Here is a 22,927-nt window from a genome sequence, read left to right on the forward strand (position 1 = left end):
AGCTTCACTGGCCGGCCGCGGCGGCGACCAGCCTCGTCGTCGAATAGCCGGGCAGGGTCGGCACCAGCACGACCTCGCCGCCGTACCGCTCGACCACTGTCCGTTCGGGCAGCTCCGCCTCGGCGTAGTCGCCGCCCTTCACCCAGACGTCCGGCCGCAGCCGTTCCAGGATCGCGACCGGGGACGATTCCTCGAAGACCACCACCGCGTCCACTGCCGACAGTGCGGTCAGCAGCCGGGCCCGGTCCTGCGCGGACAGCAGCGGACGGCTCGGTCCCTTCAACCGGCGCACGGAACTGTCGGAATTCACGCACACCACGAGCGCGTCGCCCAGTGCCCGTGCCTGGCGGAGCAGGCTGACGTGGCCGGGGTGCAGGAGATCGAAACAACCTCCGGTCGCGACGAGCCGGCCGCCCGCCGCGCGGACTCGTTCCGCTACCGCGAAAGCATTCCCCGCGGAGAAATCCGGTGCCTTGGAGTCCTCAATGGACATCCGGCTTTCCTCAACGGACAGTGCGCTGGCCCCGCCCGCGGCGACAAATCGGGCTGCCGCCTCGACCGCGGCGCGCACTGCATCGGCGACCGACACGCCGTCCAGCAACCCAGCCGCCGCAGCCGCCGCGAACCGGTCTCCCGCTCCGCAGGCATCCGTCGCGCTGCCGCTGACCTTCGCGCCTTCCGGCACCGAAATCCTGCGCACCGACTTGCCGTCGTCCACCAGGGCTCCCCGGGAGCCGACCGTCACGGCGATCGCTTGGGCCTTCCAGCGTTCCCGGAGCAGGCCCGGCATCTCGAGCGCGTCCGGAACCACCGCGGTGGCTTCGCTGGCGTTCGGCGTGACCAGCCGAGTTCCCGGCACCGGCTCGGTCCCGCGCGGATGCGGGTCCCACACCACCGGGATCCGGCCCGCCAGTTCGGTCAGCACCTCCCGCAGCCGCGGGATGCGCGTGATGCCCCGGCCGTAGTCGGCCACCAGGATGGCCCCAGCGTCGCGCAACGCCCGCTCCGCCCGTTCCGGCAGGACGTCGGCCGAGGCAGTGCCTTCGCCGGAATCCAAGCGCACCAACGATTGCCCGCCCGCACGGACACGGGTTTTCGACACTGTGCCGCCCTCCAGCGGGACCGGCACCAGCGTCACTTCCGGTTCGAGCAATCCGGCGAGGGTACGGGCGGAACGATCGTCGCCGAGCGCGGTCACGAGGACCACCTCAGCGGCCGACCGGGCCGCCAGCAGCGCGGCGAGACCCGCTCCGCCCGCCCGCAGCCATCGGCTGGTCACGTCGACGACGGGGACGGGCGCGTCCGGGCACAGCCGCTCGGCCACGCCCTCGGCGTCCACATCGAGGACCACGTCGCCGACCACTACCAGCGGCTTCACGCGGGCACTCCGAGCGCGTCGTCCAGGGCTTCGCACAACGCGTGCACCAGTGCCAGATGCAGCTCCTGCACCGTGGCCACACTCGGCGCGTCAACCGCCACCGCGTCGTCGCACAAGGCGGCGAGCGGATTCGGTGCTGGCCCGGTGAACGCCCAAGTGGCCACACCCAGCTCTTGGGCCGCCTTCGCCGCCGTGACGACGTTGAGGCTCGTGCCGCTGGTGGACAGGCAGACGAGCACGTCACCCGGCCGCCCGTGTGCGCGGACCTGGCGGGCGAACAGCTCGGCTTCGTCGTAGTCGTTGCCGATCGCGGTCAGCGCCGAGGTGTCGGCGTGCAGCGCGATCGCCGACAGTGGACGGCGTTCGCGCCGGAACCGGCCGACCAGCTCGCCGGTCAGGTGCTGCGCTTCGGCGGCGCTCCCGCCGTTGCCGCACGCGAGCAACCGCCCGCCGTTCTCGAAAACACTGGCCAGATGGACACCCCACGCGGCGATGCGCGGGGTGGCGAAACGCAGTCGCTGCGCGGCCGAACACAATTCGGCGAAGTGGTCTGCCATGACGGCACCTCCCTTGAAAAATCAGCGGTTCCGGTGACGCCGGACCAGGAACGGCCCCAACGCCAGAACATCCACCGGAGCCGATCCGAAACACTCCAACGCGTCGCGCGGAGAATCGACCATCGGCCGCCCCGCGGTGTTCAAGCTCGTGTTGACGACCACCGGAAGCCCGGTGCGGTCAGCGAAGGCGGCGAGCACCCGCGCGGTCCGCGGATCGTCCGCCGGATCGACAGTCTGCACCCGGGCAGTACCGTCCACATGGGTCACCGCGGGCAACCGTTCGCGCCACGATTCGGCCACGTTGTGCACGAAAAGCATGTAGGGACTAGGGAACGGCCCGCGAGAGAAGATCTCCGCCGCGCGGTCGGCGAGCACCATCGGCGCCACCGGCCGGAATTGCTCGCGGCCCTTCACGTCGTTGAGCCGCTCCAGATTCGCGGCGCGGCCGGGATGGGCGAGCAAGGAGCGATGGCCGAGCGCCCGAGGACCGAATTCGGCGCGCCCTTGGAACCAGGCCACGATCTGGTCGTCCGCCAGCGCCTCAGCCACCGCGTCCGAGACGTCGTCTGGTCGTTCGTAGTCCAGTTTCGCCTTCCGCAGAATGGCTTCCAGCTCGTCGTCGGTCCATTCGCGACCGAGTGCGGCGTCCGACATCGGCTCGATCCGCTCGCCCGCGTCGGCCGCCAGCTGGAGCGCCGCTCCGAGCGCGGTCCCCGCGTCTCCGGCGGCGGGCTGGATCCACACTGAGTCGAAAGGACTTTCCGCGTACAGGCGGCTGTTGGCGACGCAGTTGAGCGCGATGCCCCCGGCCAGAGTCAACGTCCGGTGCCCGGTTTGGTCGTGCAGCCAGCGGGCGAGGTCGAGAAGCACTTCCTCCAGCACCCGTTGCACGCTGGCGGCGAGATCGGCGTGCCGGCGCGTCGGTTCCTCGCCCGGCGAACAGCGCGGCGCGAGGGCTGACCAGTCGATCAACTCGGTGCGGAATCCCCCGTCACCGGTCACGTAGACGCGCTCGCGGAGATAGTCGAGATGCACCGGCCCGCCATAGGACGCCAGCGCCATGACTTTGTATTCGTCACTCGATCGTGCGAAGCCCAAGTGTTCGGTGAGGTCCTCATAGAACAGTCCGAGCGAATGCGGAAGCTTTTGCGCGGCAAGCTCTTTGAACCGTCCGTCGCGGTATTCGCCTGCCAGGTAAGACGTGCTTTCGCCCCGGCCGTCCGCGACCAGCACCGCGGTGTCGCCCGGCGGCCCGGCGAGCGCGGCCGACGCCGCGTGCGCGACGTGGTGCCGGACGAACCGAACCTTCTCCTGGTCCAGTCCGGGCAGTTCGCTGGCGAGGAATTTCGGGGCCCGGCGGGCGAATTCGGTGCGCAGTTCCTCGCCGCTGGGGTCGTGTCCGGCGAGACCGGGTTCGACCAGGTCCGGATCGTAGGAAAACCCGACCGCGTCGAGGTCCGCCGCGGTGAGCCCGGCCTTCTCCAGGCACCAGCGGGCGGCCTGCCCCGGCTGTTCCCACGCGGAAAACGGCACCGCCTGCTTGCCGTGCTTGCGCCGGCTGAACCGCTCTTCCTCGGCCGCCGCGACGATCCGGCCGTCGACGACGAGCGCGGCCGCGGGATCGTGGAACACCGCGTTGATTCCCAGGAAGCGCACCCGCTCACCCCTTCCTCCGCCGGGGCGGACCGGGGTGGTCCGCCGTCCCGGGAGCACTACCCGGCGAAGTCGGGGATAAACGAATCGGCGGAAAAGCCCAGGACGTCGCTACTCACCGAAGCGACGCTCCCCGCCCGGGCGGCCAACTGGCCTGCCGCTAAGCACGCCATGGGCCGCCGCCAACCCGTCCACTTCTCGGACTCGCTGGCTAGACACGGAAGAGTCCGCTCGGTCAGCGCCCGCTGTGGACGTCCACACAGAAGCCACACAGACGCGCGGCCACCGCTCAAGACCGACGACCCGCCCTCGCAACCCACAGACCCGCCACGGAAAACCCCGTCACCTATGAGGCAGCCCAGCATCCACCGCGGACTGTCCACCCCCGACAACCCGCGGCCGCACAACGCCCCACCGCTCAAGAAGCGATCCCCGCGTTCACGCCGCCGCCACCCGCCGCGCCGCGAACCACTCCACCGTGCGCCGCAGCCCCTCCCCCGCCGGAACCCGCGGCTCCCAGCCCAGCTCCCGGCGCGCGAGCGAGATGTCCGGGCACCTCCGCCGCGGATCGTCCACCGCCGCGTCGACGTGCACGATCCGCGAAGCCGATCCGGTGATCGCGATCACCTGTTCCGCGATCTCCCGCACCGAAAGCTCGTGCGGGTTCCCGAGATTCACCGGTCCGGAATGGCCTGACCGCGCCAACGCGAGCAATCCGTCGACAGTGTCGTCCACAAAGCACAACGACCGCGTCTGCCGTCCGCTGCCCTCGATGGCGAGCGGCTCTCCCGCGAGCGCTTTGGTGATGAATGACGGCACCATCCGCCCGTCGTCCGCTCGCATCCCCGGGCCGTAGGTGTTGAAGATCCGCGCGATCCCGGTGTCCGCGCCTTCGCCGCGCCGCATCGCGCTGGTCAACGCCTCGGCGTACCGCTTGGCCTCGTCGTACACGCTCCGCGGGCCGATCGGATTCACATTGCCCCAATAGGTTTCGCGCTGCGGATGCTCCAGCGGATCGCCGTACACCTCGCTGGTGGACGCGAGAACGAACCGTGCTCCGCGCGCCGCGGCGAGGGCGTTTTCGGTGCCTGCCGAGCCCACGCGCAGGGTTTCCAGCGGCAGTCGGAAATAGTCCCGGGGCGACGCCGGAGAAGCCAGGTGGAACACCGCGTCGACCGCGCCGGAGACCGGAATCGGCTCGGTCACGTCGTGCTCCAGCAGCTCGAACCGCGGATGCCCGGCGACGGCGTCGAGCGAGCCGGGACGGGCCGTCGCGAGATTGTCCACTGCGGTCACTCTCGCGCCTTCTTCAAGCAGTTTCGCGCACAGCCGCGCGCCTACGAATCCGGCTCCGCCGGTGACTACCGCGTGGGAGAAAGCCATGCCGCGCCGGATACCCGCGCAGCACCGCGTTAACCCCCGCGACTCACGGGTAACCGCCGGACATGCGAGTACTCCTGACCGGCTGGGCGAGTTTCCAGCACGGCGAGGCCACCGCGGGGGACGTCCTGAGTTTACGCGCGGTGAGCGATGTCCTGACCCAAGCCGGAGTCGATCACCTGACCGCGTGGAGCCCGGCGTTCCACCCCGAAGGCCCGCACCTGGACGACGCCGCGCCGGACGCGTTCACCCACGTCGTTTTCGCCTGCGGCCCCTTGCACGGACCGCAACTGAAGGAACTTCATCGCCGCTACCCGCACTGCCGGAGGCTGGCGATCGGCGTGTCCGTTCCCGATCCGGCAGACCCGGCAGTCACCGGCTTCGACGTGGTGCTTCCCCGGGACGACGGCGACGCCTGTGCCGCCGACCTTTCCTTCGCGGGCTGGATCGGCTCGCCGCCGGTCGTCGGCGTGGTGCTCGCGCCCGACCAGCCCGAGTACGGCGCGAACCGGCGGCACGACACAGTGCACTCGACGCTGGCCGAATGGCTGCGCGGCCTCGACTGCGGCCGCGTCCCGCTCGACACCCGCCTCGCCACCGACGACTGGCGGCATTGCGCGACGCCGGACCAGTTCGTGAGCACGCTGTCCCGGTTTGACGTGCTGGTCAGCACCCGGTTGCACGGCCTCGCCCTGGGGTTGAAGGCCGGGGTCCCGGTGCTCGCCGTCGACCCGGTCGCGCACGGCGGCAAGGTCACCTCCCAGGCGGCCGCGCTGCGCTGGCCCGCCGTCCTGCCCGCGGACGCCACCCGAGCCGACCTCGACACCTGGTTCGAGTGGTGCTGTTCCGCCGAAGGACGCGCCCGCGCCGCCGCGGACCACCCGTTCCCCGGACCGCTGGCAGAACTCGTCGGCGCACTCGAGGAAACGCCGTGAACCGGACGACCGTCGTCGTGGCCACCCGCAACCGGGCGGGCGAACTGGCCCGCACCCTCAGCCATTTGTCCACAGTGGACCCGGCACCGCCGGTCATCGTGCTGGACAACGGTTCTGTCGATCACACCGCCGAGATCGCCGCTTCCTTCGAGCAGGTCCGGGTCATCCGGAGCCCGCACAATCACGGTGCCGCGGCACGCAACCAGGGTGTCATCGCGGCACAAACCCCGTACGTGGCGTTCAGCGACGACGACTCCTGGTGGGCTCCTGACGCCCTCCGCCGCGCCGAGAAGCTCTTCGACGCCCACCCGCGCCTCGGGCTCCTCACCGGACGAACGCTGGTCGGCCCGGAGGAACGCGAAGACCCGATCACGCCAGCCCTCGCACACAGTCCGCTCGGGACTCCGCCAGACGCGCCCGGCCCGCTGGTCCTCGGCTTCCTCGCCTGCTCCGCGATCGTGCGCCGGTCAGCGTTCCTGCAGGTCGGCGGGTTCAGCCCGATGCTCCACTTCGGTGCCGAGGAACAACTGCTGTCCTACGACCTCGCCGCGGCGGGCTGGCAGCTCTGCTACGCGGAAGACGTGGTGGCGCACCATCATCCGTCGGCCTCGCGGCCGTCCTCGGGCTGGCGGAAGCGAGCCGAGGCGCGGAATCAGCTGCTCATCGGCTGGCAACGACGGCCAGCCGACGTATGCGCGGCCCAGCTGCGACGGCTCCTCGCCCGCACGCGGCGGCAACCACATCTGCTCGCCGCCTTGGCCGCCGCCGCGGCCCGGCTTCCGCAAGCCCTGGCCCGCCGCCGGGTGCTGCCCGCCGCGATCGAACGCCAAGCCCGTTTGACGGAAGGATGAGCATGGACCGGACGTCCGTCGTGGTGATCACCCACAACCGCCGCGACCAGCTGCGGGAAACCCTCGCGCACCTCGTCGCGCTGGCCGAGCAGCCGCCGATCCTGGTGGTGGACAACGCTTCCACGGACGGCACCGCCGACCTCGTCGCCCGCGACTTCCCGCGGCTGCGGCTCATCAAGCTCGACCGGAATCTCGGCGCGGCCGGCCGGAACATCGCGGTGCGCGAGGTGACGACGCCGTACGTGGCGTTCTGCGACGACGACACCACTTGGCAACCGGGCTCGCTCACCCGCGCCGCCGACGTGCTGGACGCGCACCCCGGCCTCGGCTCGGTGACCGGCCGCTGCCTGGTCGAACCGGACCTGCGGGAGGACCCGATCACGCCGGAAATGCGGTTTTCGCCGGTGCCCGGCCCGGAGTGGCTGCCCGGCCCGGCGCTGCTCGGGGTGATGGCCGGGCTGACGATGTTCCGGGTGCGGGCGTTCCGCGAGGTCGGCGGGTTCTCGCCGCGGATGTGGCTCGGCGGGGAGGAGGAACTGCTCGCGCTCGACCTCGCCGCGCGCGGCTGGCGGATGTGCTGGCGGGAGGACGTCGTGATCCACCACGCCCCGTCGAAGCTGCGCGACCCGCGCCGGCGGCGGGGGCTGGGGATCCGGAACACCTTGTGGACGCTGATGTTGCGCCGTCCGTGGCGTTCGGTGTTCCGGCGGGGAGCCGCGGTGCTGGCTTCCGCTCCCCGGGACCGGACGACGGCCGCCGCGGTGGCGGAGTGCCTGCGCGGACTGCCCTGGGTCCTGCGGGAACGGGCAGTGGTCCCGGCCGAGGTCGAGCACGGCCTGCGGTTGCTGGAGGAACCCCAGCGCACTTCGGCCGCGCGCCGCTACACCGGATAGTGGTCCGAGCCCTGAGGGAATCTGATTCCCTCAGGGCTCCCCTCACGGACAGATTTGGCTCGCGGTCAGCGCACCGCGGCCCAGTCGGATGCCGCCGCTGGCACCGCCTTCTCGTAGGCCCGCACCGTCTCCGCCGCGATCCGGTCCCACGAGTACCGTGCCCGGACCCGCTCCTGGCCCGCGGTCCCCAGCGCCTCCAGCTCAGCGGGCTCGTCCAGCAAAGCCCGCAACCGGGTCGCCAGCCGGGACGGATCGCGCGGCGGCACCAGCCGTCCGGTGATCCCGTCCACCACCGTGTCCGTCAAACCGCCGACCGCGGCGGCCACCACGGGCACGCCGCACGCCATCGCCTCCAGGGGAACGATCCCGAACGGCTCGTACCAAGGCGTGCACAGCACCGCGTCCGCGGAACGCAGCAAACCTGGCATCTCAGCCCGGCTCACCTGACCCACCAGCCGCACCCGGTCAGCCACCCCGAGCCGCTCCGCCAGCTGTCGCAGCCGCCGCGCTTCCGGGTCCTGGGAAAGCGCCCCCGAGGCCGGTCCGCCCGCGATCACCAGCTCGGTCTCCGGCACCCGCGGCAACGCGGCGATAGCCAGGTCGAAACCCTTGCGCGGCACCAGCCTCCCGACCGAAACCAGCCGCTTCGGCGCGGTCCGCGGCGCGACCGGGCCGCCCGCCCCGAACCGGTCGAGGTCGACCCCGCACGGCACCACCGAGATCCGCTGCCGCGGCACCCCCTGGCGAGCCAGTTCGAACACCTCGTCCGAGCACGTCGCGACGATCCGGTCGACCTGCTTGCCGACCATCCGTTCCAGTTTCATCCGCTCCGGCGGGCTCGTGTCGGCGTCGCCCTGATGCCGCCGCTTCACCACGCCGAGCGCGTGGAACGTCTGCACTGTCGGCACGCCGGTCTGGCGCGCGGCGAGCACTGTCGCCACGCCGGACATCCAGAAGTGCGCGTGCGCCACGTCCGGCGGTTCTTCCCTCCACCGGTCGCGCAGCCAGCTCCCGAACTTCCCCATGTGCGGCAAAAGCTCGTCCTTCGGCAACCGGCGCGCGGGGCCGGCCGGGACGTGCACGACCCGATAGCCCGCGGGCGTCTCCACCGTGGCGGGCGCGTCCGGGTCGTCGCGTCGCGTGTAGACAGTCACGTCGTGACCAGCGCGCACCAGCGCCGCGGAAAGGTCGGCGACGTGGACGTTCTGCCCGCCCGCGTCCTCCTCCCCCAGTGCGGCGAGCGGGCTGGCGTGTTCGGACACCATCGAGATCCTCATCAGACTCCTTCCGCGGCGGGGACCGTCTTGGCGAGCAGGCGGTCCCAGCGCGCCAGGAACGCGTCGAGACCGAAATGCGCCAGCGCGTGTTCACGGGCCGCTTTTCCGGCCAGCACGGCGTAATCAGGTTCATGCACCAGCTCGCGGAACCGCCGCGCGAGCACTTCGATGTCGGCCGAGCACACCCCGGCGTCCGGGGGCACCGCCGAAGGCGCTTCCGTGGAGGCCACCGCGACGATCGGCATGCCCAGGTGCATCGCTTCCAGCAGTGAAAGCCCGAGCGACGTCCAGCGCGCGGTGTGCAGATACACGCGGTGCCGGGCCAGTTCGTCGTGCAGCCGCGGCGGTCGGACGTCGCCCTGTCCGCCGGGCAGGCCGTCGGTGCCCATGCCGAACACGTTCACCGGCGCGATTTCCCGGAACGCGGGCAACAGGTCGGCCCCGGTCACGCGAGCGCGGCGGCGCGGTTCATTGATCATCGCCGCGCCCGCGGGCAGTTCGCCGGTGTAGCGCTCGCCGGGGTCCGGGATGCCGTGCGGGATGACGACCACCGGCGCGATCCCGTTGTCCCACATCAGCGCGTTGTACGAGGTGACGTGCACGATCGGCACCTCGTCCTGCCCCGCCATCGGATGCTGGGAATCCGCGGCGCCGTGCCGGGGCGCGTTGTGCTCGACGTACACCATCGGCACCCGCGAGCCCAGCTGCGGCCGGACGAACGCGGCTTCCTCCGGCCGCTGGAGCACGACCACGTCCGGCCGGGCGTGGGCGAGCCAGTCGACGGGGACCTCGGTCACCGAAGGCCAGTCGCGTCCGGCCAGGCCCAATCCCCACAGCGCACCGTCCGGGCTCGCGGGGACGAAGTACTCGTGCCCGCCGCGGACGAAGGCGTCCGTCCACGAACCGTGCACGTGCCAGAGCAAGATCCTCATGGGCCTTGGCTTGCCGCGCGAATTCGACGTTAAACCAGACAGGCTACCGGGTACCCCGCTCAGCTCTCGCCGCGGAAATTGTCGCCCAGCTGGGGATGCCCGCGCTTCGAGCGGCCTTCCTCGTCTTCCAGCGGGCTCTCCGGTTCGGGCCGCCGGGGCGGGCGTTCTTCGTCGCGGTCGACCTGGGCGCGGCTCGGGTTCGCCGTCTTCTGTTCCGGGTCTCGTTCGTCGGTCATGCCGCCTCCAAGACGGTTTTGAGCCAGCTGTCCTCGCGCCGGTCGAACGACTCGTACGCCTCGATCGCCGCCGTCGGTTCTTCGCGGCGGGTGATGAAGGCGGTCGGGTCGACGACGTCCGTGCGCACCAGGTCCAGCAGCTCCGGCAGGTAGCGGCGATGGTTGCAGTTGCCCATGTGGATGGTGAGGTTCTTGTTCATCGCCGTTCCGAACGGGAAGCCCTCGAACCCCGGCGGATAGACCCCGATGACGCCGATGGTCCCCGCCTTGGCGACCGCGTCCACCGCCCAGCGGGCGGCCTGGCTCGGCGCGTCGCCGGGCACCCACAGGTCCCCCTCCGGCGACGCGTCCGGCGCGACCTCGGCACGTTCCTGCTCGAACCGCGCGGTCTCCGCGGGCGCCGCGGGGCCGGTCTTCGGCCGTTCGGCATCCACGCCGACCGCGTCGATCACCCGGTCCACGCCGATGCCTCCGGTCAGCTCGCGGACGAACGCGACCGGGTCGTCCTCGTTGAAGTTGATCGTCTCGGCGTTCTGTTCGCGTGCCTTGTCCAGCCGGGACGCGATGCCGTCCACCGCGAACACCCGGCCCGCGCCCTGCCGTTTCGCCGAGGCGATCGCGAACTGGCCGACCGCGCCGGCGCCGAGCACCAGCACGCTGTCCCCGCGGCCGACCTCGGCCAGCCGTGCGCCGAACCACGCGGTCGGGAAGATGTCGGACAGCAGGATCGCCCGGTCGTCGCTCACCGCGTCCGGGATGCGCACCAGCGACGTCATGGCGAACGGGACCCGGGCGTACTCGGCTTGCAGGCCGTCGACCGATCCGGTGGATTCCGGCCCGCCGAAGAAGCAGGTGCCCGCGGACGGGCCGTTCGGATTCGCGCGATCGCACTGCGCGTAGTAGCCGGAGCGGCAGTAGGAACACGTGCCGCAGGAAATGGTCGACGGGATCACCACCCGGTCGCCCGGCGAAAACCCGCGCACTGCGGGACCGACTTCTTCGACCACGCCCACCGCCTCGTGCCCGAGCACGGTGCCTTCCTGCATCCCGGGCATCGTGCCGCGCACCAGATGCAGGTCAGTGCCGCAGATCGCGCTGCGGGTGATCCGCACGATCGCGTCGCTGGGTTCGAGAATCTTCGGGTCGGGCACCTCGTCGAGCCGGATGTCCCCGGTTCCGTGCCACACCACAGCCTTCATCGCGTTCTCTCCTTCTCAAGTCACCAGTCCGGGCGGCGCACCGCGGGAAGCCGGTCGAGCACTGCCGCTAGCGCCGCGGCGACCGACGGTTCGGTCAGCGGAGCGCCGGCCGGACCGTGCGGGAGCAGTTCGACCTCGACCCCGGCCTCGCGGACCGAGGCGACGCGGGTGCCGTGCGCGGCGAACCATTCGCCGGACGCACGGCCGTTGCCCTCCGGGTCGGGCCCGACGAGCAGCACCGACCGCACCGCGTCCGGGTATCGCTCGGCCAGCCTCAACGCGACCGGCACCAATTGGCCGCCCGCCACCACGTCGGCGAGCGGTTTGGCGCCGGTCGCCTGTTCGAGCAGTGCGGGGGCTTGGTCCGGCGGGCAGTGCACGACGTGGTGCTCCGGAGCCGCCTGCCGCCAGCCGGGCGGGGCCTCGCCGCGGGCACCTTCGTCCAGGATTACGAGCATCCGCTGCTCAGTCATCTGCCAGGACCTCCTTCGCACGTCTCTTCCGGCGCGTACCCGAGGGGCCGAGGGCGAAACCCGGAGTTTGGCCGCCGCTTTCCGGGGTATCCACGCTGGTCGACCGAAAGAAGGAGACAGCGTGCGGGACGGGATCGCCGAACCCTGGGGCACGCGCACGCCGTACGGACCGGGCGAGGACTGGCCGGTGCGCGTGGATTGCCATCTCGCCGACGGCTTGAAAGTCGGTGCGGTCGACCGCTGGGTGCGCACCGCCGCGGTCCTGCATTCGAACGGCGACGGTCTCGACATCGCGGTGAAGGACGGCCGGATCGCCGGGGTCCGCGGGCGGGCCGACGACCGCGTCAACCGCGGCCGGCTCGATCCCAAGGATCTCTTCGGCTGGCAGGCCAACAACGCGCCGGACCGGCTGCACACCCCGCTGGTCCGCGACGACGGGGTGCTCCGAGAGTCCACTTGGGACGAAGCGATGGACCGGATCGTCCAGCACACCCGCGCAGTGCTCGACGCCGAAGGACCCAGCTCGCTCGGCTTCTACACCAGCGGGCAGCTCTTCGCCGAGGAGTACTACACGCTGGCCGCGATCGCCCGCGGCGCACTCGGCACGAACCACCTCGACGGCAACACCCGGCTCTGCACCGCGACCGCGGGCGAGTCCCTCAAGGAGAGTTTCGGCTGCGACGGCCAACCTTCCTCCTATACCGACATCGACCATGCCGACGTCATCGCGCTCTTCGGGCACAACGTAGCCGCGACGCAGTCCGTGCTGTGGTCCCGCGTCCTCGACCGGCTAGCGGGTCCCCGACCGCCACGGCTGCTCTGCGTCGACCCTCGGAAAACCCCGGTCGCGGAGGCCGCCGAACTGCATCTGGCCCCGCTGCCCGGCACGAATGTCGCACTGATGAACGGGATTCTGCACGAGGTCATCCTCCACGGCTGGTGCGATGACGCGTGGATCGGCCAGCACACCGTGGGATACGACGATCTCGTCAAGGTCGTCCGCGACTACCCGCCCGAGCGCGCGGCGTCGATCTGCGGAGTACCGGCCGACGAGATCCGTTCCGCCGCGAGGCTTGTCGGCACCACGGATCGCCTGCTGTGCACGGTGCTGCAAGGCTTTTACCAATCGCACCAGGCGACAGCCGCCGCGGTGCAGGTGAACAACCTCGTGCTGCTGCGCGGGATGCTCGGCAAACCCGGCTGCGGCGTGCTGCAGATGAACGGGCAGCCGACCGCCGAGAACACCCGCGAATGCGGTGCCGACGGCGATCTCACCGGATTCCGGAACTGGAACAACGACGCGCACGTGGCGGAGCTGGCCGAACTGTGGAACGTGCCGATGGAGCAGATCCCGCATGACGGCCCGCCAACCCACCTGATGAAGATGCTCGACCTGGCAGAGAGCGGCGACCTGCGGTTCTGGTGGATTTCCGCGACCAACCCTGCGGTGTCGCTGCCCGAACTCACGCGGGTCCGGCGCATCCTCGGCCAGGAAAGCCTTTTCCTCGTAGTGCAGGACGCGTTCCGCACCGAGACCGCGGAATTCGCCGACGTCGTACTGCCGGCCGCGATGTGGGGCGAGAAAACCGGCACTTTCACGAACGCCGACCGCACCGTGCATCTGTCCGAGAAAGCGGTCGACCCGCCCGGACAAGCCCGCCCGGACCTGGACATCTTTCTTGACTACGCCAGCCGGATGGACCTGCGCGACCGCGACGGCGAAGCCTTCCCGCCATGGCACGACGCCGAATCCGCTTACCAGGCTTGGCAAAAAGCTTCCGCCGGACGTCCTTGTGACTACAGTGGACTGTCCTATGAGAAGCTGCGCGTGGTCAGCGGCGTCCAATGGCCGTGCGACGAAGCCCGTCCGGACGGCACCGAGCGGCTGTACGCGGACGGCAAGTTCTTCGCCGATCCGGACTACTGCGAGGAATACGGCAAAGATCTGCAGACCGGCGAACCGGTCAAGCCGGAGGAATACCGGAAGTACAACCCGGACGGCAAAGCCATGCTCAAACCCGCCGAGTACCTCGTGCCCACGGAACCGCCCAGCGCCGACTACCCGTTCGCTCTGATCACCGGCCGGACCCTGTACCACTTCCACACCCGCACGAAGACCGGCCGCGCACCGCAACTGGAGACGGCCGCCCCGGAGGTCCGGGCCGAACTGTCCCGCCAAGACGCCGAACGCGCCGGGATCAGCGAGGGGGATCTGCTCGAAATCCGCACCCCGCGCGGGCGCGTCCAGGCCAAAGCCCGCCCGTGCGGGATCCGCGAAGGGGTGCTGTTCCTGCCCTTTCACTACGGGTATTGGGACACCGCCGACCCGACCGGCGCGGACGGCGTTCGCGCGGCCAACGAGCTGACCATCACGGACTGGGACCCGGCGTCGAAGCAGCCCTTGTTCAAAACGGCCGCTGCCGCGCTACGGAAGGTCTCCGACGGGACGGTGCCGGAGCCCACTCCGCTCGGCGACCGGACAGTGTCCGAACAGCTCGTCGAGTAACCGGTCAGAGCAGATCGCGCGGCACCCGGCGATGCCAGTTCCGCGACACCAGCCGCCGATCCCCCTCGTATCCGTCCAGCTGGGCGTCGATCACGAACTCCTCCTCCGTGCAGCTGACCCGCGTGTACGTGTCCGTCCGGACCCGCCAGTCGTCCCGCTCGAAGGTCACCGTCCACGACGTTTCCGCGGCCGGGGAACAGAAATCGTCGGCCACCCACGTGTACCGTTCGTGCACGTCGCGAGTGATCTCCAGGCCGATGTCGTCGTACCGGATCGTGCCGGAGTTCTTCACCACGTCCAGCGCCGAGCGGTACTCGACCAGATCCCGCGAAACCGTCCACTCCTGTTCCGGCTGGCTCACCTGCGTGGTCGGCAGCGGCGGAGTCCCCTCCGGCTCGCCGAACTCATCCGGCGCGACCTCGTCCGGCTCGCCGGTCGGCCGCACCGGCAAGGTCAGCGCGCTCGCCCCGGTCCGCACGGAAAGCGTGACCGGTTTCGGCGGCGGCCAGGCGAGCGGCCAGTACGAAGTGGACAGTGCGAGCCGGATCCGGTGCCCGGCCGGAAACGCTTGCGCCACCCCGTTGAGCTCGAAGTCCACAGTGCACTCTTCGCCCGGAGCGAGCGGTTTCGGTTCCTCGTGACCATCCCGGTGCGTGAGGTTCAGCAGACCGTAGGTCACCCGCGTCGCCCGGCCGTCCGGTGCGACATCCGAGAGCCGCGCGGCCACCATCGCCACCGGCTGATCCGCCGAAACCCGCAGCCGCACCCGGGGCGCGCCGAGGATCTCGCAACGCTCGGTGAGCACGTCCGTGTCGAACACGAGCGAACCGCCGTCTTCCTCCCGCTGGTCATACGGCAGGTCCGGCGGCGCGCTGTACGAAGCCCATTTCCCGGCGAACTGCCCGACCGACAACGGCGACGCGACGCTCAACGACTCCTCGGCCACCGACTCGCCAGGCTGCGCGAGACGGTGCCGCGCCAAGGCGTACTCCGTCGGCTGGACATGCGGGGAAGGCCATTCCGCCTCCCCGACCCAGCGTCCGGGACGGTCCTCATAGGACGTCGACGGCGGCACGCTCTCCTGCATCCACGTACGCAGGACTGGGCCGTCCATCACCCCGTTGTCGACGTCCTTGAGCCAGTGATCCCACCAGCGCACGACCTCCTGCAAGTATCCGATCGCCGGACCAGGCTCGCCGAGGTGCGGGTACTTGTGCGACCACGGCCCGATCAGCCCGCGGCACGGCACCTCGAGATGCGACAACAGCCGGGTCACCGCGTTGGAATACCCGTCGGCCCAGCCGCTCGACGCGAGCACCGGGCATTGCACGCCGGAGTAATCCTCGGAAACCGAAGCGTGCCGCCAATAACTGTCGCGGCGCTGATGCCGCAGCCATTGTTCGGCCCACAGACTGCAGTTTTCCAGCCGCTCCAGCCACATCTCGCGCCAGCGATCCCCCACCAAAGCTGGATCGGGCGGCATCGTGGCCTCGCCGAACATCGTTCCGGACTCGGCGATGTTGTCCGACAGCAGGCAGCCGCCCATGTAGTGCATGTCGTCGGCGAACCGGTCGTCGGTGAACGAGGAGATGACGATCGCGCCGAGGCTCGGCGGCTTCCGCGCGGCGACCTGCAGTGCGGCGAACCCGCCCCAGGACAGCCCCATCATGCCGGTGCGCCCGTCGCACCACGGCTGATCGGCCAGCCAGGCCAGCACGTCCTCGGCGTCTTGTTGTTCCTGTTCCAGGTATTCGTCCGCGAGCACGCCCTCCGACTCCCCGGAACCGCGCAGGTCGACGCGCACGCAGGCGTAGCCGTGCCCGGCGAGATAGGGGTGGTGGATCGAGTCGCGGACAGAGGTCAGGTCTCGCTTGCGGTACGGGATGTACTCGACGATTCCCGGCACGGGCAGCGATTCCGATCCGGCGGGCCGCCAGATCCGCGCCGCCAGCCGGGTGCCGTCGGAAACCGGGATGCGGACGTCCTCGTCCTCCATGATCTCGTACGGCAGCGAAGGAAGAGCGCGCGTGATCATGTCTGCCGGGTACCCGCCCGACGCGCCACCCGAAACGGTGTTCCCCAAGTCGGTGAAACGGGTACCCGGCACGCATGATCAGCATGAAAGCCCAGCTGTATCAGGCTTATCTGCGCGCGACCAGGCAGAAGGCGTTCTATGACGACGCCCGCGTGCTGCACCAGCGCCTGCACCGCCACCAGCGGCCGTCGCAAGCCCGGCCGCCGCGGAAGCTGCGCAAGAACTTCGATCTGGCACACCGGGAGGTGCACGGGTTCGCGTGCTGGACCGTGCGGCCGCGCACGAACGCCAATCTGCACGTGTTCCATCTGCACGGCGGCGGCTACGTCGAAGAAATCGAATCGCATCACTGGGAATTCGCCGCTGACCTGGTGCACCGGCTCGGCTGCACGGTCACGTTGCCGATCTATCCGCTCGTCCCGCGGCACAGCAACGTGGAAACGCTTCCGATGGTGTACGCCGCGTTCGAGCAGACGCTCGGCGCCGAACCGGCGGAAAACACCGTCCTGTCCGGAGATTCCGCCGGTGCCGCGCTCGCACTGGCCGTCGCGCAGCGACTCCGGGACGAGGGCAAGCCTCAGCCGAAGCAGACCATTCTGATCTCGCCGTGGCTGGACGTGACGCTGGAAGACCCGATTTCCGTGGTGCTGGACGAACACGACCCGATGCTCGGCATCACCGGCCTGCGCGAGGCAGGCAAAATGTATGCCGAGGGCACCGATCCGCACGACCCGCGGATCAGCCCGCTGTACGCCGACCTGACCGGACTCGGCCCGTTCAGCCTGTTCATCGGCACCCGAGACGTCCTTCTCCCGGACGCCCGCCGCTTCGCCGCCCGCGCCCGCGACGCCGGGATCGACGTGGATTACGCCGAATACCCCGGCATGTTCCACAACTGGCTCATGCAGCAGATCCCGGAAGGCCGCCAGGCCCGCAACCACATCGAACGCATCCTGCGCCGGTGACCGCGCGTCATTCCCGCGGCAGCGGCACTCCGCGACGACTTGTCCGGTAGTCGTCGCGGCGTGCCACTGTCCCGTCCTCATTGCGGACAATGTGGACAGACCGTCGAGCTTTCGCCATATGCCGTCCCGTTTTCACCGCTTCCTCCCGGGACTTCGCCGTGTTCGCCGCCCGCTGGTGCCCCTCGATGCGGTTCTTCCACAGCTGGTTCTCGTACAGCGTCTCGACGTCGCCGTCCACCTTCTGTCCTCCCCTCAGTCCTTGAACTCGAAGTGCAGCCGTTCCTCGCACTTCCGGTACTTCTCCTCGAGTTCGTCCTCGGTGCCCGCGCCGATGATCAGTTCCGCGAGCTCATAGGAGTAGCTGTCCTGCTCCGGCAGCTCCGAAAGACGCTGGCCTTCCTCCGGCGTGATCGCGATCGTCGTGCCGCCGAGTTCCTCGCACAGCGCGGCGATCTCGCTCTCGGTCGGGATCCGCGTCACCACCGCGTCACCGTCGAAACGACGCAGGTAGCAGCGTCCGGCGATGCGGTACTCGCCGCGGCCGCGCGGGAATCGCGGTTCCTGGCCCAGCCCGAGCCGCACCATGATTTCGTGGTTGGCCACGCCGTCGACCAGCTCGAACAGCTCCGCGTGCGACTGCGAGTGCCGCGGGTTGATCTCCAGCAGGCACACTTGCCCGGACTGCAGGTCGCAGAAGAACTCGATGCTGAACGTGCCGTTCTCGAAGCCGACCTGGCGCATCACGCGCTCAGCGATGTCGAACATCCGCCGGACCGTCTCGTCCGGCAGCTGCGACGGGTACTGGTGCCGCAGAAACGAAGACCGGCCGGGGAAATCGACCGAGTCCAGCGCGGCGTAGACGTGCACCTCGCCCTTCCAGACGTATCCCTCGACCGCCGCCTGCACGCCGTGCAGCTCGGCCTCCGCCAGGCACGCGGCCCCGCCGACCTCGGCGATCTCGAGCGGCAGCTCGACCTGGCGCAACACGTCCTCGAACGGGTCGCCGACCCGTCCGACGCCCTCCCGCAGTTTTTCGACGGACTCCGCGAAACCCTGCTTGTCCCGCACGTGAAACGCCAGTTCCGACGAGAATCCCTTGACCGGTTTGAGCCACATCGGGAAGTCCACCCCCGGCGGCGGCTGCGGATCCCCGTCCAGGTCGACGATGCCGAACGACGGCAGTTCGTCGATCGCCTTCCGCTGTTCGAGCCTGCTCCAGTACTTGTGCTCGCATTTGAGCACCGCGGGGAGCGGCACGTGCGGGAGGCCGTGCTCCTCGCACAGCAGCGGCGCCATGGTGGCGGCCGGGAAGTCCCAGTAGCTCACGATCGCGGCGGGCTCGCCGTCGAAATCGTCCAGCTGCTGGCGGGCCTTCTTCATCAGGTCCGGGAAATCGATCTCGCCGTGCTGCAGCTCGTCCGGGCTGAGCAACGGGCGGAACCGCAGCCCGGCCGCCGACGGGAGTCTTTTCAGGATGCGCTCGTTCTTGTCGTCGAGGCCGAGCACGAACACGTCGTCTGTCATCGTTGCGTTCTTCCGTCCAGTCTGCTTCTTCCGCCTGCTCAGCTCTTCCGCCCGGTCAGCGCGTCGCGGATCTTGTCGACGAACGCCGCGCCGGGCGCGAGGACCAGATTCGCCGGCGGCTTGCTCGGCGCGTGCGGATGCGGCCGGGTCGGCGCGATCTTCTTCGCCGCCAGCACCCGCTCGCCCAGCCGGTCCAGTTCCTCGGCCGAACACGCGTCCCGCAGCCGCGGCAGGAGATCGGTTTCCTCTTCCTTGATGTGGTGGCGGACGTCCGCGATAAGCTGGGCCAGCAGCTCCTCGTACTCCGGCTCGCCGGGCTTCCCGCCCTCCAGCCGCTTCATCAGCTTTTCCGCTTCGGCGTGCTCCTCGATCTCGTGGTCGGCGATCTCGTCGCCGTCGTCGAGGTGCTCGCGCGCGGCCGGGTACATCAGCTGCTCTTCCGCGACCGAATGCCGGACCAGCTCGGCGATCACGTGGTCGACCAGGTCTTTCCGGTTGCCCGCCGCGGGTTCGCTCTCGAGCTCGGCGAACACCCGCTCGACGTCGCGATGGTCGTCGGTGATCACGGTGACGAGATCGCTCCGGGTGGGTGCGGCCATGCTGCCTCCTTCGGGTGTCGGGAAACCTCCGGTTACCCGTTGCGCGGCAGGGCAATCACCGGAGCGTCCGGTAGAGGCGCGAAGAGACGGGTCCGCCTGGCAGACGGCCTGGCCCGGCACAACCCCGCCGGAACCCACCCATCAGCAACGCCAGGAGCAGACATAGGCATCACGATCCCCGACAAATAGCCGGGATCATTGCCGCAAAACTCAGAGAGTGTGGGTGCGCAGACTCATGAACAGTCCCAAGCCGTCAGCACGGTTGCGCACTAGACAGGTTCTTCTGTCGGCGACGCGACGTCGAACAACCCTGGCTCAGCTGCTTCCGCCTCGGCCGCGCCAGCCGCCGCACGCACAGCCTCCCAGAGCGCGGCGTTCCCGCCCAGGATTCTGACCCCTTCCTGCTCCTCAGCTGCCACGACGGCCGTGACCGTGGTCAGCCCAGCTTTCCGCAGCGAAACGAACACGTCCCGCGGCAGCTCGGGCTCAGCCCACTTCGCGATCGGCACGTGACCGGCGACCACGCCGAACTCGACTTGCGCCGGAAGGACGGCAGGCAGGTCGCCGAGCCTCCCGACCGGCACGACGCACTCCGCGATCTCCATGACCGCGCCCGTCACTCCGGCCGCCCGGCGCATAGCCTGGATCACCGGACCAGGATCATTTCGTCGTTGCTGCGGCAACGTCGTCTGAAGGGCACGTTCGATGTCAGGCAAACCACTTCCCCTGATCCACAGCACGGACGCGATCGCGCGTCTGGCAGCCGCTTGCGCCCGCTCGGCGGGGAGGGAAAAGAGCCGCTGGACTATCGTGCCCGGTGCACCGGCGGCTTCCAGCCAGGCACGCATCTCCTCAACGGCTGCCGGCCTGCCGCGGGAGGAAACCGCAAACCGGACGTCCTGAAGTTCTTCGGCGAGCTGCGCCGCGCACAACAACGCTGGCCCCTTGATCTCGCCGGCAGGCACCTCACTGAGCGCATCGGCGATCGCGGTCACCGATGCCGCCGAGATCCCGCTCTGGACGACTATCTCGCCGAGCCGGCTCAGCACGAGAGCGTCCGCACTCCGCTGAACGAAACCGCGATCGACGAGATGCGAAACCACCTGATGCACGCGCGCCCGCGGAAACACCTCCGCTCGACCCGCCATGCGCCCCTGGCGGTACGCAAGAGTACGGCGGAGGAAGTCCGCCACCGCGTCCTCGTCGGCGTGACCACGTTCTGCGGTCTCTGCCGCGAGCGCAGTGACCACAAGCGTGGGGAGGTCAATCCGGGCGTCGAGAAGGACCGATCGGCCCGGCTCGGGCGAGGCTCGCACATACCGCCGGAGTTTTTCCTCGGAGTCGGCGCCGCCTTCGGTCAGGATGACCGCTCGCCCCTCGCCCGAGCCGTGCCCGGCCCGTCCCGCTCGGCCCGCCATGTTCTTGTACTCGGCCACCGAGTAGGCGACATCCGTCGGATGCTTCAACTCGTTGATCAGGACGACGTCGGCGGGCAGGTTCAAGCCTTGCGCCAAAGTCGTGGTCGCGACGACTGCCCGGATAGCGCTGTCCCGGCGGCGGAAAGACGTTTCGATCACCCGGCGCTGCTCGTCGGACAGATCCGCGAGGTGAAATGCCACGCCTCCGGTCAAGCACTGCACAAGATGATCGTGCAAGACGCCAGCATCGCCGCGAGGCAGCGCCGCGATCTCTTCGTCCGCCGACCGCGATGGCACCGTTCGAGCCAACCGTGCCGCCGTCGATCGCACACTGTCCCGGGTGCCGCGGAAGACAATCACTTGACGCCCCTCGGCTACCAGCGCGGAGACGACGCTGATCAGCAGCTCCTCGCGGGACTCGGACACCGGCGGATCCAGCCATCCCGGTTCGTCCACGTCCGACACGACACCGGCGGCGACCCGGCTGCCCCGCAGCCGGCCGTCCGGCCCGAGAACTCCCTCTACGAGCGGCGTCGCCCGGTAGGTGCTCACCACCGGTGTCACGCCCAGCCAGTCGGCAAGGCCCTCCGGGTCGCCGAGCACAGCAGACAATCCGATCAGCTGCGGCATCGTGCTCCCGCTCCGGCTTGCCCGCAACCGCGTGAAGAAGGCCTCCAGCCCGGGACCCCGATTCGGATCGAAAAGAGCGTGGATCTCGTCGACGACCACGAGTCCGACACGGGAGAGAAGGCCCGGATCGGCGGCGACCAGGCCGGTGAACTTCTCGTAGGTCATCACGGCGAAGTCGTATTTGCCCCGGACGAATTGCGGGAGATGGTCGCGCAGGTCTCCGGTCGCCCGGATCACGGTGATCCCGCGCGGTCCGTACTGGTCTCGGAAGCGGTCGTATTGCTCATTGACCAGCGCACGGGTGGGCAAAAGGAAAACTGTCCGTCTGCCCGCGTGCTTGGCAGCTATCCCGGCCATCTCGCCGACCAGCGTCTTGCCGCTTCCGGTCGGCGCGCTCACCAGTGCCGATTCGCCGCGGAGGATCCCTGCAGCGTTGACGGCGGCCAGCTGCACTTCGTTGAGCATGCCGACCTGCTCCCGCCACAGCTCGATGAACGGGGCGGAAATTCCGTGCGATTCGAGCGAGGACAATGCGGGAGCTGCACGCCGCGGGGCTACGCCGCCGAGCGCCTCGTACCGCGGTCCCGGGGTGAGGACTGGCAGGTGGGCGTCGCCGACCGACCCTTCGAACCCGGCATTCTGCCGGACGCCGAGGACACCGTTCCGATGCGACACCACGCCCTGCAGCACGCGGTCCACCAGCCTGAGCACCGAGACTCGGTCTCCGTCCGCGGCCCCGTTCCGGCCCAGCAACGCTTCGAGGAAATGATGCGTCAGCACGCCGTGCCCGAATTCTGCTTTTTCATAGGCCCGCTCGTCCGCGCCGGACGCGGCCAGGATGACCTTTCCGCGCCCGCGGACGAGATCCAGCCGCTCCTGGCCCCCCGAGGTCCGCGCGACCCACTCGTCCGGAGGCAGCCGGAGGGACTTGGGCTGGTGCCCGACGGCTGTCGCATCGGTGAGGCGCTCGTTCCACGCACCGCCGGAGAAGCAGCAGTCGAGCACCACGATCAGCAAGCGGACGGGGATCCGGTCGACCAGCCGGGCGAACTCCGCGAGCGGCACCGCGGTCTCGGCAAGGCGTTCCCCGTCGGCATCGTGAGTGGCGAGTTCGCGCGTCGGGGTGCCGTGTCCAGAGAAAGAGACGAGCACGACGTCCGAGTCTGTCGACTCGCGTGCCAACCGTCCCATTTCTGTCCACATTCTGGCCTTCGTCGCCTCGGCGTCGGTCACTAGCGTGGCAGTGTCGTCACCGAAGGTGTCGCGGAACAGCGCATCCAGCACCTCCGCGTCCCGGCGGGCGAAACGCAGCTCGCCGAATGCGGGGTCGCGGTAGTGGTCGAGGCCGATGAACAAGCCGCGGAAAGAGGGTGCCTCGACCAACGCGGTTTCCTCCTGGCTTCCGGCTTGAAAGCAATGCTGGCGATCTGCGGGCGACTCACGATAGCGTGCGGGCTGACTCAGGAATCGACGAGGCGCCCCGTTC

At 69.6% G+C, this 22,927-nt stretch carries 19 protein-coding genes; 5 read left to right on the forward strand and 14 right to left on the reverse strand.

What is annotated here, in order from left to right:
• Window positions 1-4 precede the first annotated feature (4 nt).
• From rfaE2 to ACZ63D_RS01885, 4 genes are all read right to left on the reverse strand, one after another.
• Complete coding sequence (rfaE2, locus tag ACZ63D_RS01870) at window positions 5-1,378, reverse strand: D-glycero-beta-D-manno-heptose 1-phosphate adenylyltransferase (protein WP_465352394.1); 1,374 nt, start codon at window positions 1,376-1,378, stop codon at window positions 5-7.
• Entirely contained in the window at window positions 1,375-1,935 is a 561-nt protein-coding gene (locus tag ACZ63D_RS01875) for a D-sedoheptulose-7-phosphate isomerase (protein ID WP_465352395.1), read from the reverse strand. Before ACZ63D_RS01875 ends, rfaE2 begins: the two co-directional genes overlap by 4 nt.
• A gap of 21 nt (window positions 1,936-1,956) precedes the next feature.
• Window positions 1,957-3,591: a carbamoyltransferase family protein gene (locus ACZ63D_RS01880; protein ID WP_465352396.1), complete on the reverse strand. Its 1,635-nt coding sequence runs from the start codon at window positions 3,589-3,591 to the stop codon at window positions 1,957-1,959.
• Between the two features lie 435 nt (window positions 3,592-4,026).
• On the reverse strand, window positions 4,027-4,971 hold the full coding sequence (locus ACZ63D_RS01885; RefSeq protein WP_465352397.1) for an NAD-dependent epimerase/dehydratase family protein: 945 nt from the start codon (window positions 4,969-4,971) through the stop codon (window positions 4,027-4,029).
• Between the two features lie 62 nt (window positions 4,972-5,033).
• Here ACZ63D_RS01885 and ACZ63D_RS01890 point away from each other — a divergent pair, with 62 nt between their 5' ends.
• Genes ACZ63D_RS01890 through ACZ63D_RS01900 form a run of 3 tightly spaced genes read left to right on the forward strand, consistent with a single transcriptional unit; the run spans window position 5,034 to window position 7,647 of the window.
• Entirely contained in the window at window positions 5,034-5,903 is an 870-nt protein-coding gene (locus ACZ63D_RS01890) for a polysaccharide pyruvyl transferase family protein (protein ID WP_465352398.1), read from the forward strand.
• Window positions 5,900-6,754, forward strand: coding sequence for a glycosyltransferase family 2 protein (locus ACZ63D_RS01895; protein WP_465352399.1), 855 nt, complete (start codon window positions 5,900-5,902; stop codon window positions 6,752-6,754). Before ACZ63D_RS01890 ends, ACZ63D_RS01895 begins: the two co-directional genes overlap by 4 nt.
• Before the next feature lie 2 nt (window positions 6,755-6,756).
• Window positions 6,757-7,647, forward strand: a complete 891-nt coding sequence (locus ACZ63D_RS01900) for a glycosyltransferase family 2 protein (protein ID WP_465352400.1) — start codon at window positions 6,757-6,759, stop codon at window positions 7,645-7,647.
• A 65-nt stretch (window positions 7,648-7,712) separates the two neighbouring features.
• On the opposite strand, the gene ACZ63D_RS01905 is transcribed toward ACZ63D_RS01900, so the two are convergent.
• The 5 genes from ACZ63D_RS01905 to ACZ63D_RS01925 are packed head-to-tail and all read right to left on the reverse strand — an operon-like array spanning window position 7,713 to window position 11,764.
• Window positions 7,713-8,924, reverse strand: coding sequence for a glycosyltransferase (locus ACZ63D_RS01905; RefSeq protein WP_465352401.1), 1,212 nt, complete (start codon window positions 8,922-8,924; stop codon window positions 7,713-7,715).
• Window positions 8,924-9,856, reverse strand: a complete 933-nt coding sequence (locus tag ACZ63D_RS01910) for a glycosyltransferase (RefSeq protein WP_465352402.1) — start codon at window positions 9,854-9,856, stop codon at window positions 8,924-8,926. Before ACZ63D_RS01910 ends, ACZ63D_RS01905 begins: the two co-directional genes overlap by 1 nt.
• A gap of 59 nt (window positions 9,857-9,915) precedes the next feature.
• A complete protein-coding gene (locus ACZ63D_RS01915) occupies window positions 9,916-10,092 on the reverse strand; it encodes a hypothetical protein (protein WP_465352403.1) in 177 nt (58 codons plus the stop codon).
• The gene (locus ACZ63D_RS01920) at window positions 10,089-11,291 is read right to left on the reverse strand and encodes a zinc-dependent alcohol dehydrogenase (RefSeq protein ID WP_465352404.1); all 1,203 of its coding nucleotides are present in this window, start codon (window positions 11,289-11,291) and stop codon (window positions 10,089-10,091) included. Before ACZ63D_RS01920 ends, ACZ63D_RS01915 begins: the two co-directional genes overlap by 4 nt.
• A 20-nt stretch (window positions 11,292-11,311) precedes the next feature.
• Entirely contained in the window at window positions 11,312-11,764 is a 453-nt protein-coding gene (locus ACZ63D_RS01925) for a hypothetical protein (RefSeq protein ID WP_465352405.1), read from the reverse strand.
• A 121-nt stretch (window positions 11,765-11,885) separates the two neighbouring features.
• On the opposite strand from ACZ63D_RS01925, the gene ACZ63D_RS01930 reads away from it, so the two are divergent.
• Window positions 11,886-14,270 carry a molybdopterin oxidoreductase family protein gene (locus ACZ63D_RS01930; RefSeq protein WP_465352406.1) on the forward strand — a complete coding sequence of 795 codons (2,385 nt, stop codon included), beginning with the start codon at window positions 11,886-11,888 and terminating at the stop codon, window positions 14,268-14,270.
• A gap of 4 nt (window positions 14,271-14,274) precedes the next feature.
• Here ACZ63D_RS01930 and ACZ63D_RS01935 read toward each other — a convergent pair whose 3' ends face one another.
• Window positions 14,275-16,305 carry a CocE/NonD family hydrolase gene (locus ACZ63D_RS01935; RefSeq protein WP_465352407.1) on the reverse strand — a complete coding sequence of 677 codons (2,031 nt, stop codon included), beginning with the start codon at window positions 16,303-16,305 and terminating at the stop codon, window positions 14,275-14,277.
• Window positions 16,306-16,379: 74 nt separating this feature from the next.
• On the opposite strand from ACZ63D_RS01935, the gene ACZ63D_RS01940 reads away from it, so the two are divergent.
• Window positions 16,380-17,270 carry an alpha/beta hydrolase fold domain-containing protein gene (locus tag ACZ63D_RS01940; protein WP_465352408.1) on the forward strand — a complete coding sequence of 297 codons (891 nt, stop codon included), beginning with the start codon at window positions 16,380-16,382 and terminating at the stop codon, window positions 17,268-17,270.
• Between the two features lie 7 nt (window positions 17,271-17,277).
• Here ACZ63D_RS01940 and ACZ63D_RS01945 read toward each other — a convergent pair whose 3' ends face one another.
• The 4 genes from ACZ63D_RS01945 to ACZ63D_RS01960 all read right to left on the reverse strand — a co-directional run bounded on the left by ACZ63D_RS01945 (window position 17,278) and on the right by ACZ63D_RS01960 (window position 22,824).
• Window positions 17,278-17,508 (reverse strand): DUF2188 domain-containing protein, encoded by a 231-nt coding sequence (locus ACZ63D_RS01945; protein ID WP_465352409.1) that lies wholly within the window; start codon window positions 17,506-17,508, stop codon window positions 17,278-17,280.
• 14 nt (window positions 17,509-17,522) lie between these two features.
• A complete protein-coding gene (locus ACZ63D_RS01950; RefSeq protein WP_465352410.1) occupies window positions 17,523-18,794 on the reverse strand; it encodes an ATP-grasp domain-containing protein in 1,272 nt (423 codons plus the stop codon).
• Between the two features lie 38 nt (window positions 18,795-18,832).
• Window positions 18,833-19,393: a hemerythrin domain-containing protein gene (locus tag ACZ63D_RS01955; RefSeq protein ID WP_465352411.1), complete on the reverse strand. Its 561-nt coding sequence runs from the start codon at window positions 19,391-19,393 to the stop codon at window positions 18,833-18,835.
• Between the two features lie 269 nt (window positions 19,394-19,662).
• Window positions 19,663-22,824, reverse strand: coding sequence for a DEAD/DEAH box helicase (locus tag ACZ63D_RS01960; protein WP_465352412.1), 3,162 nt, complete (start codon window positions 22,822-22,824; stop codon window positions 19,663-19,665).
• Between the last annotated feature and the right edge of the window lie 103 nt (window positions 22,825-22,927).

This window comes from Amycolatopsis sp. NPDC104775 (genome assembly GCF_055583325.1).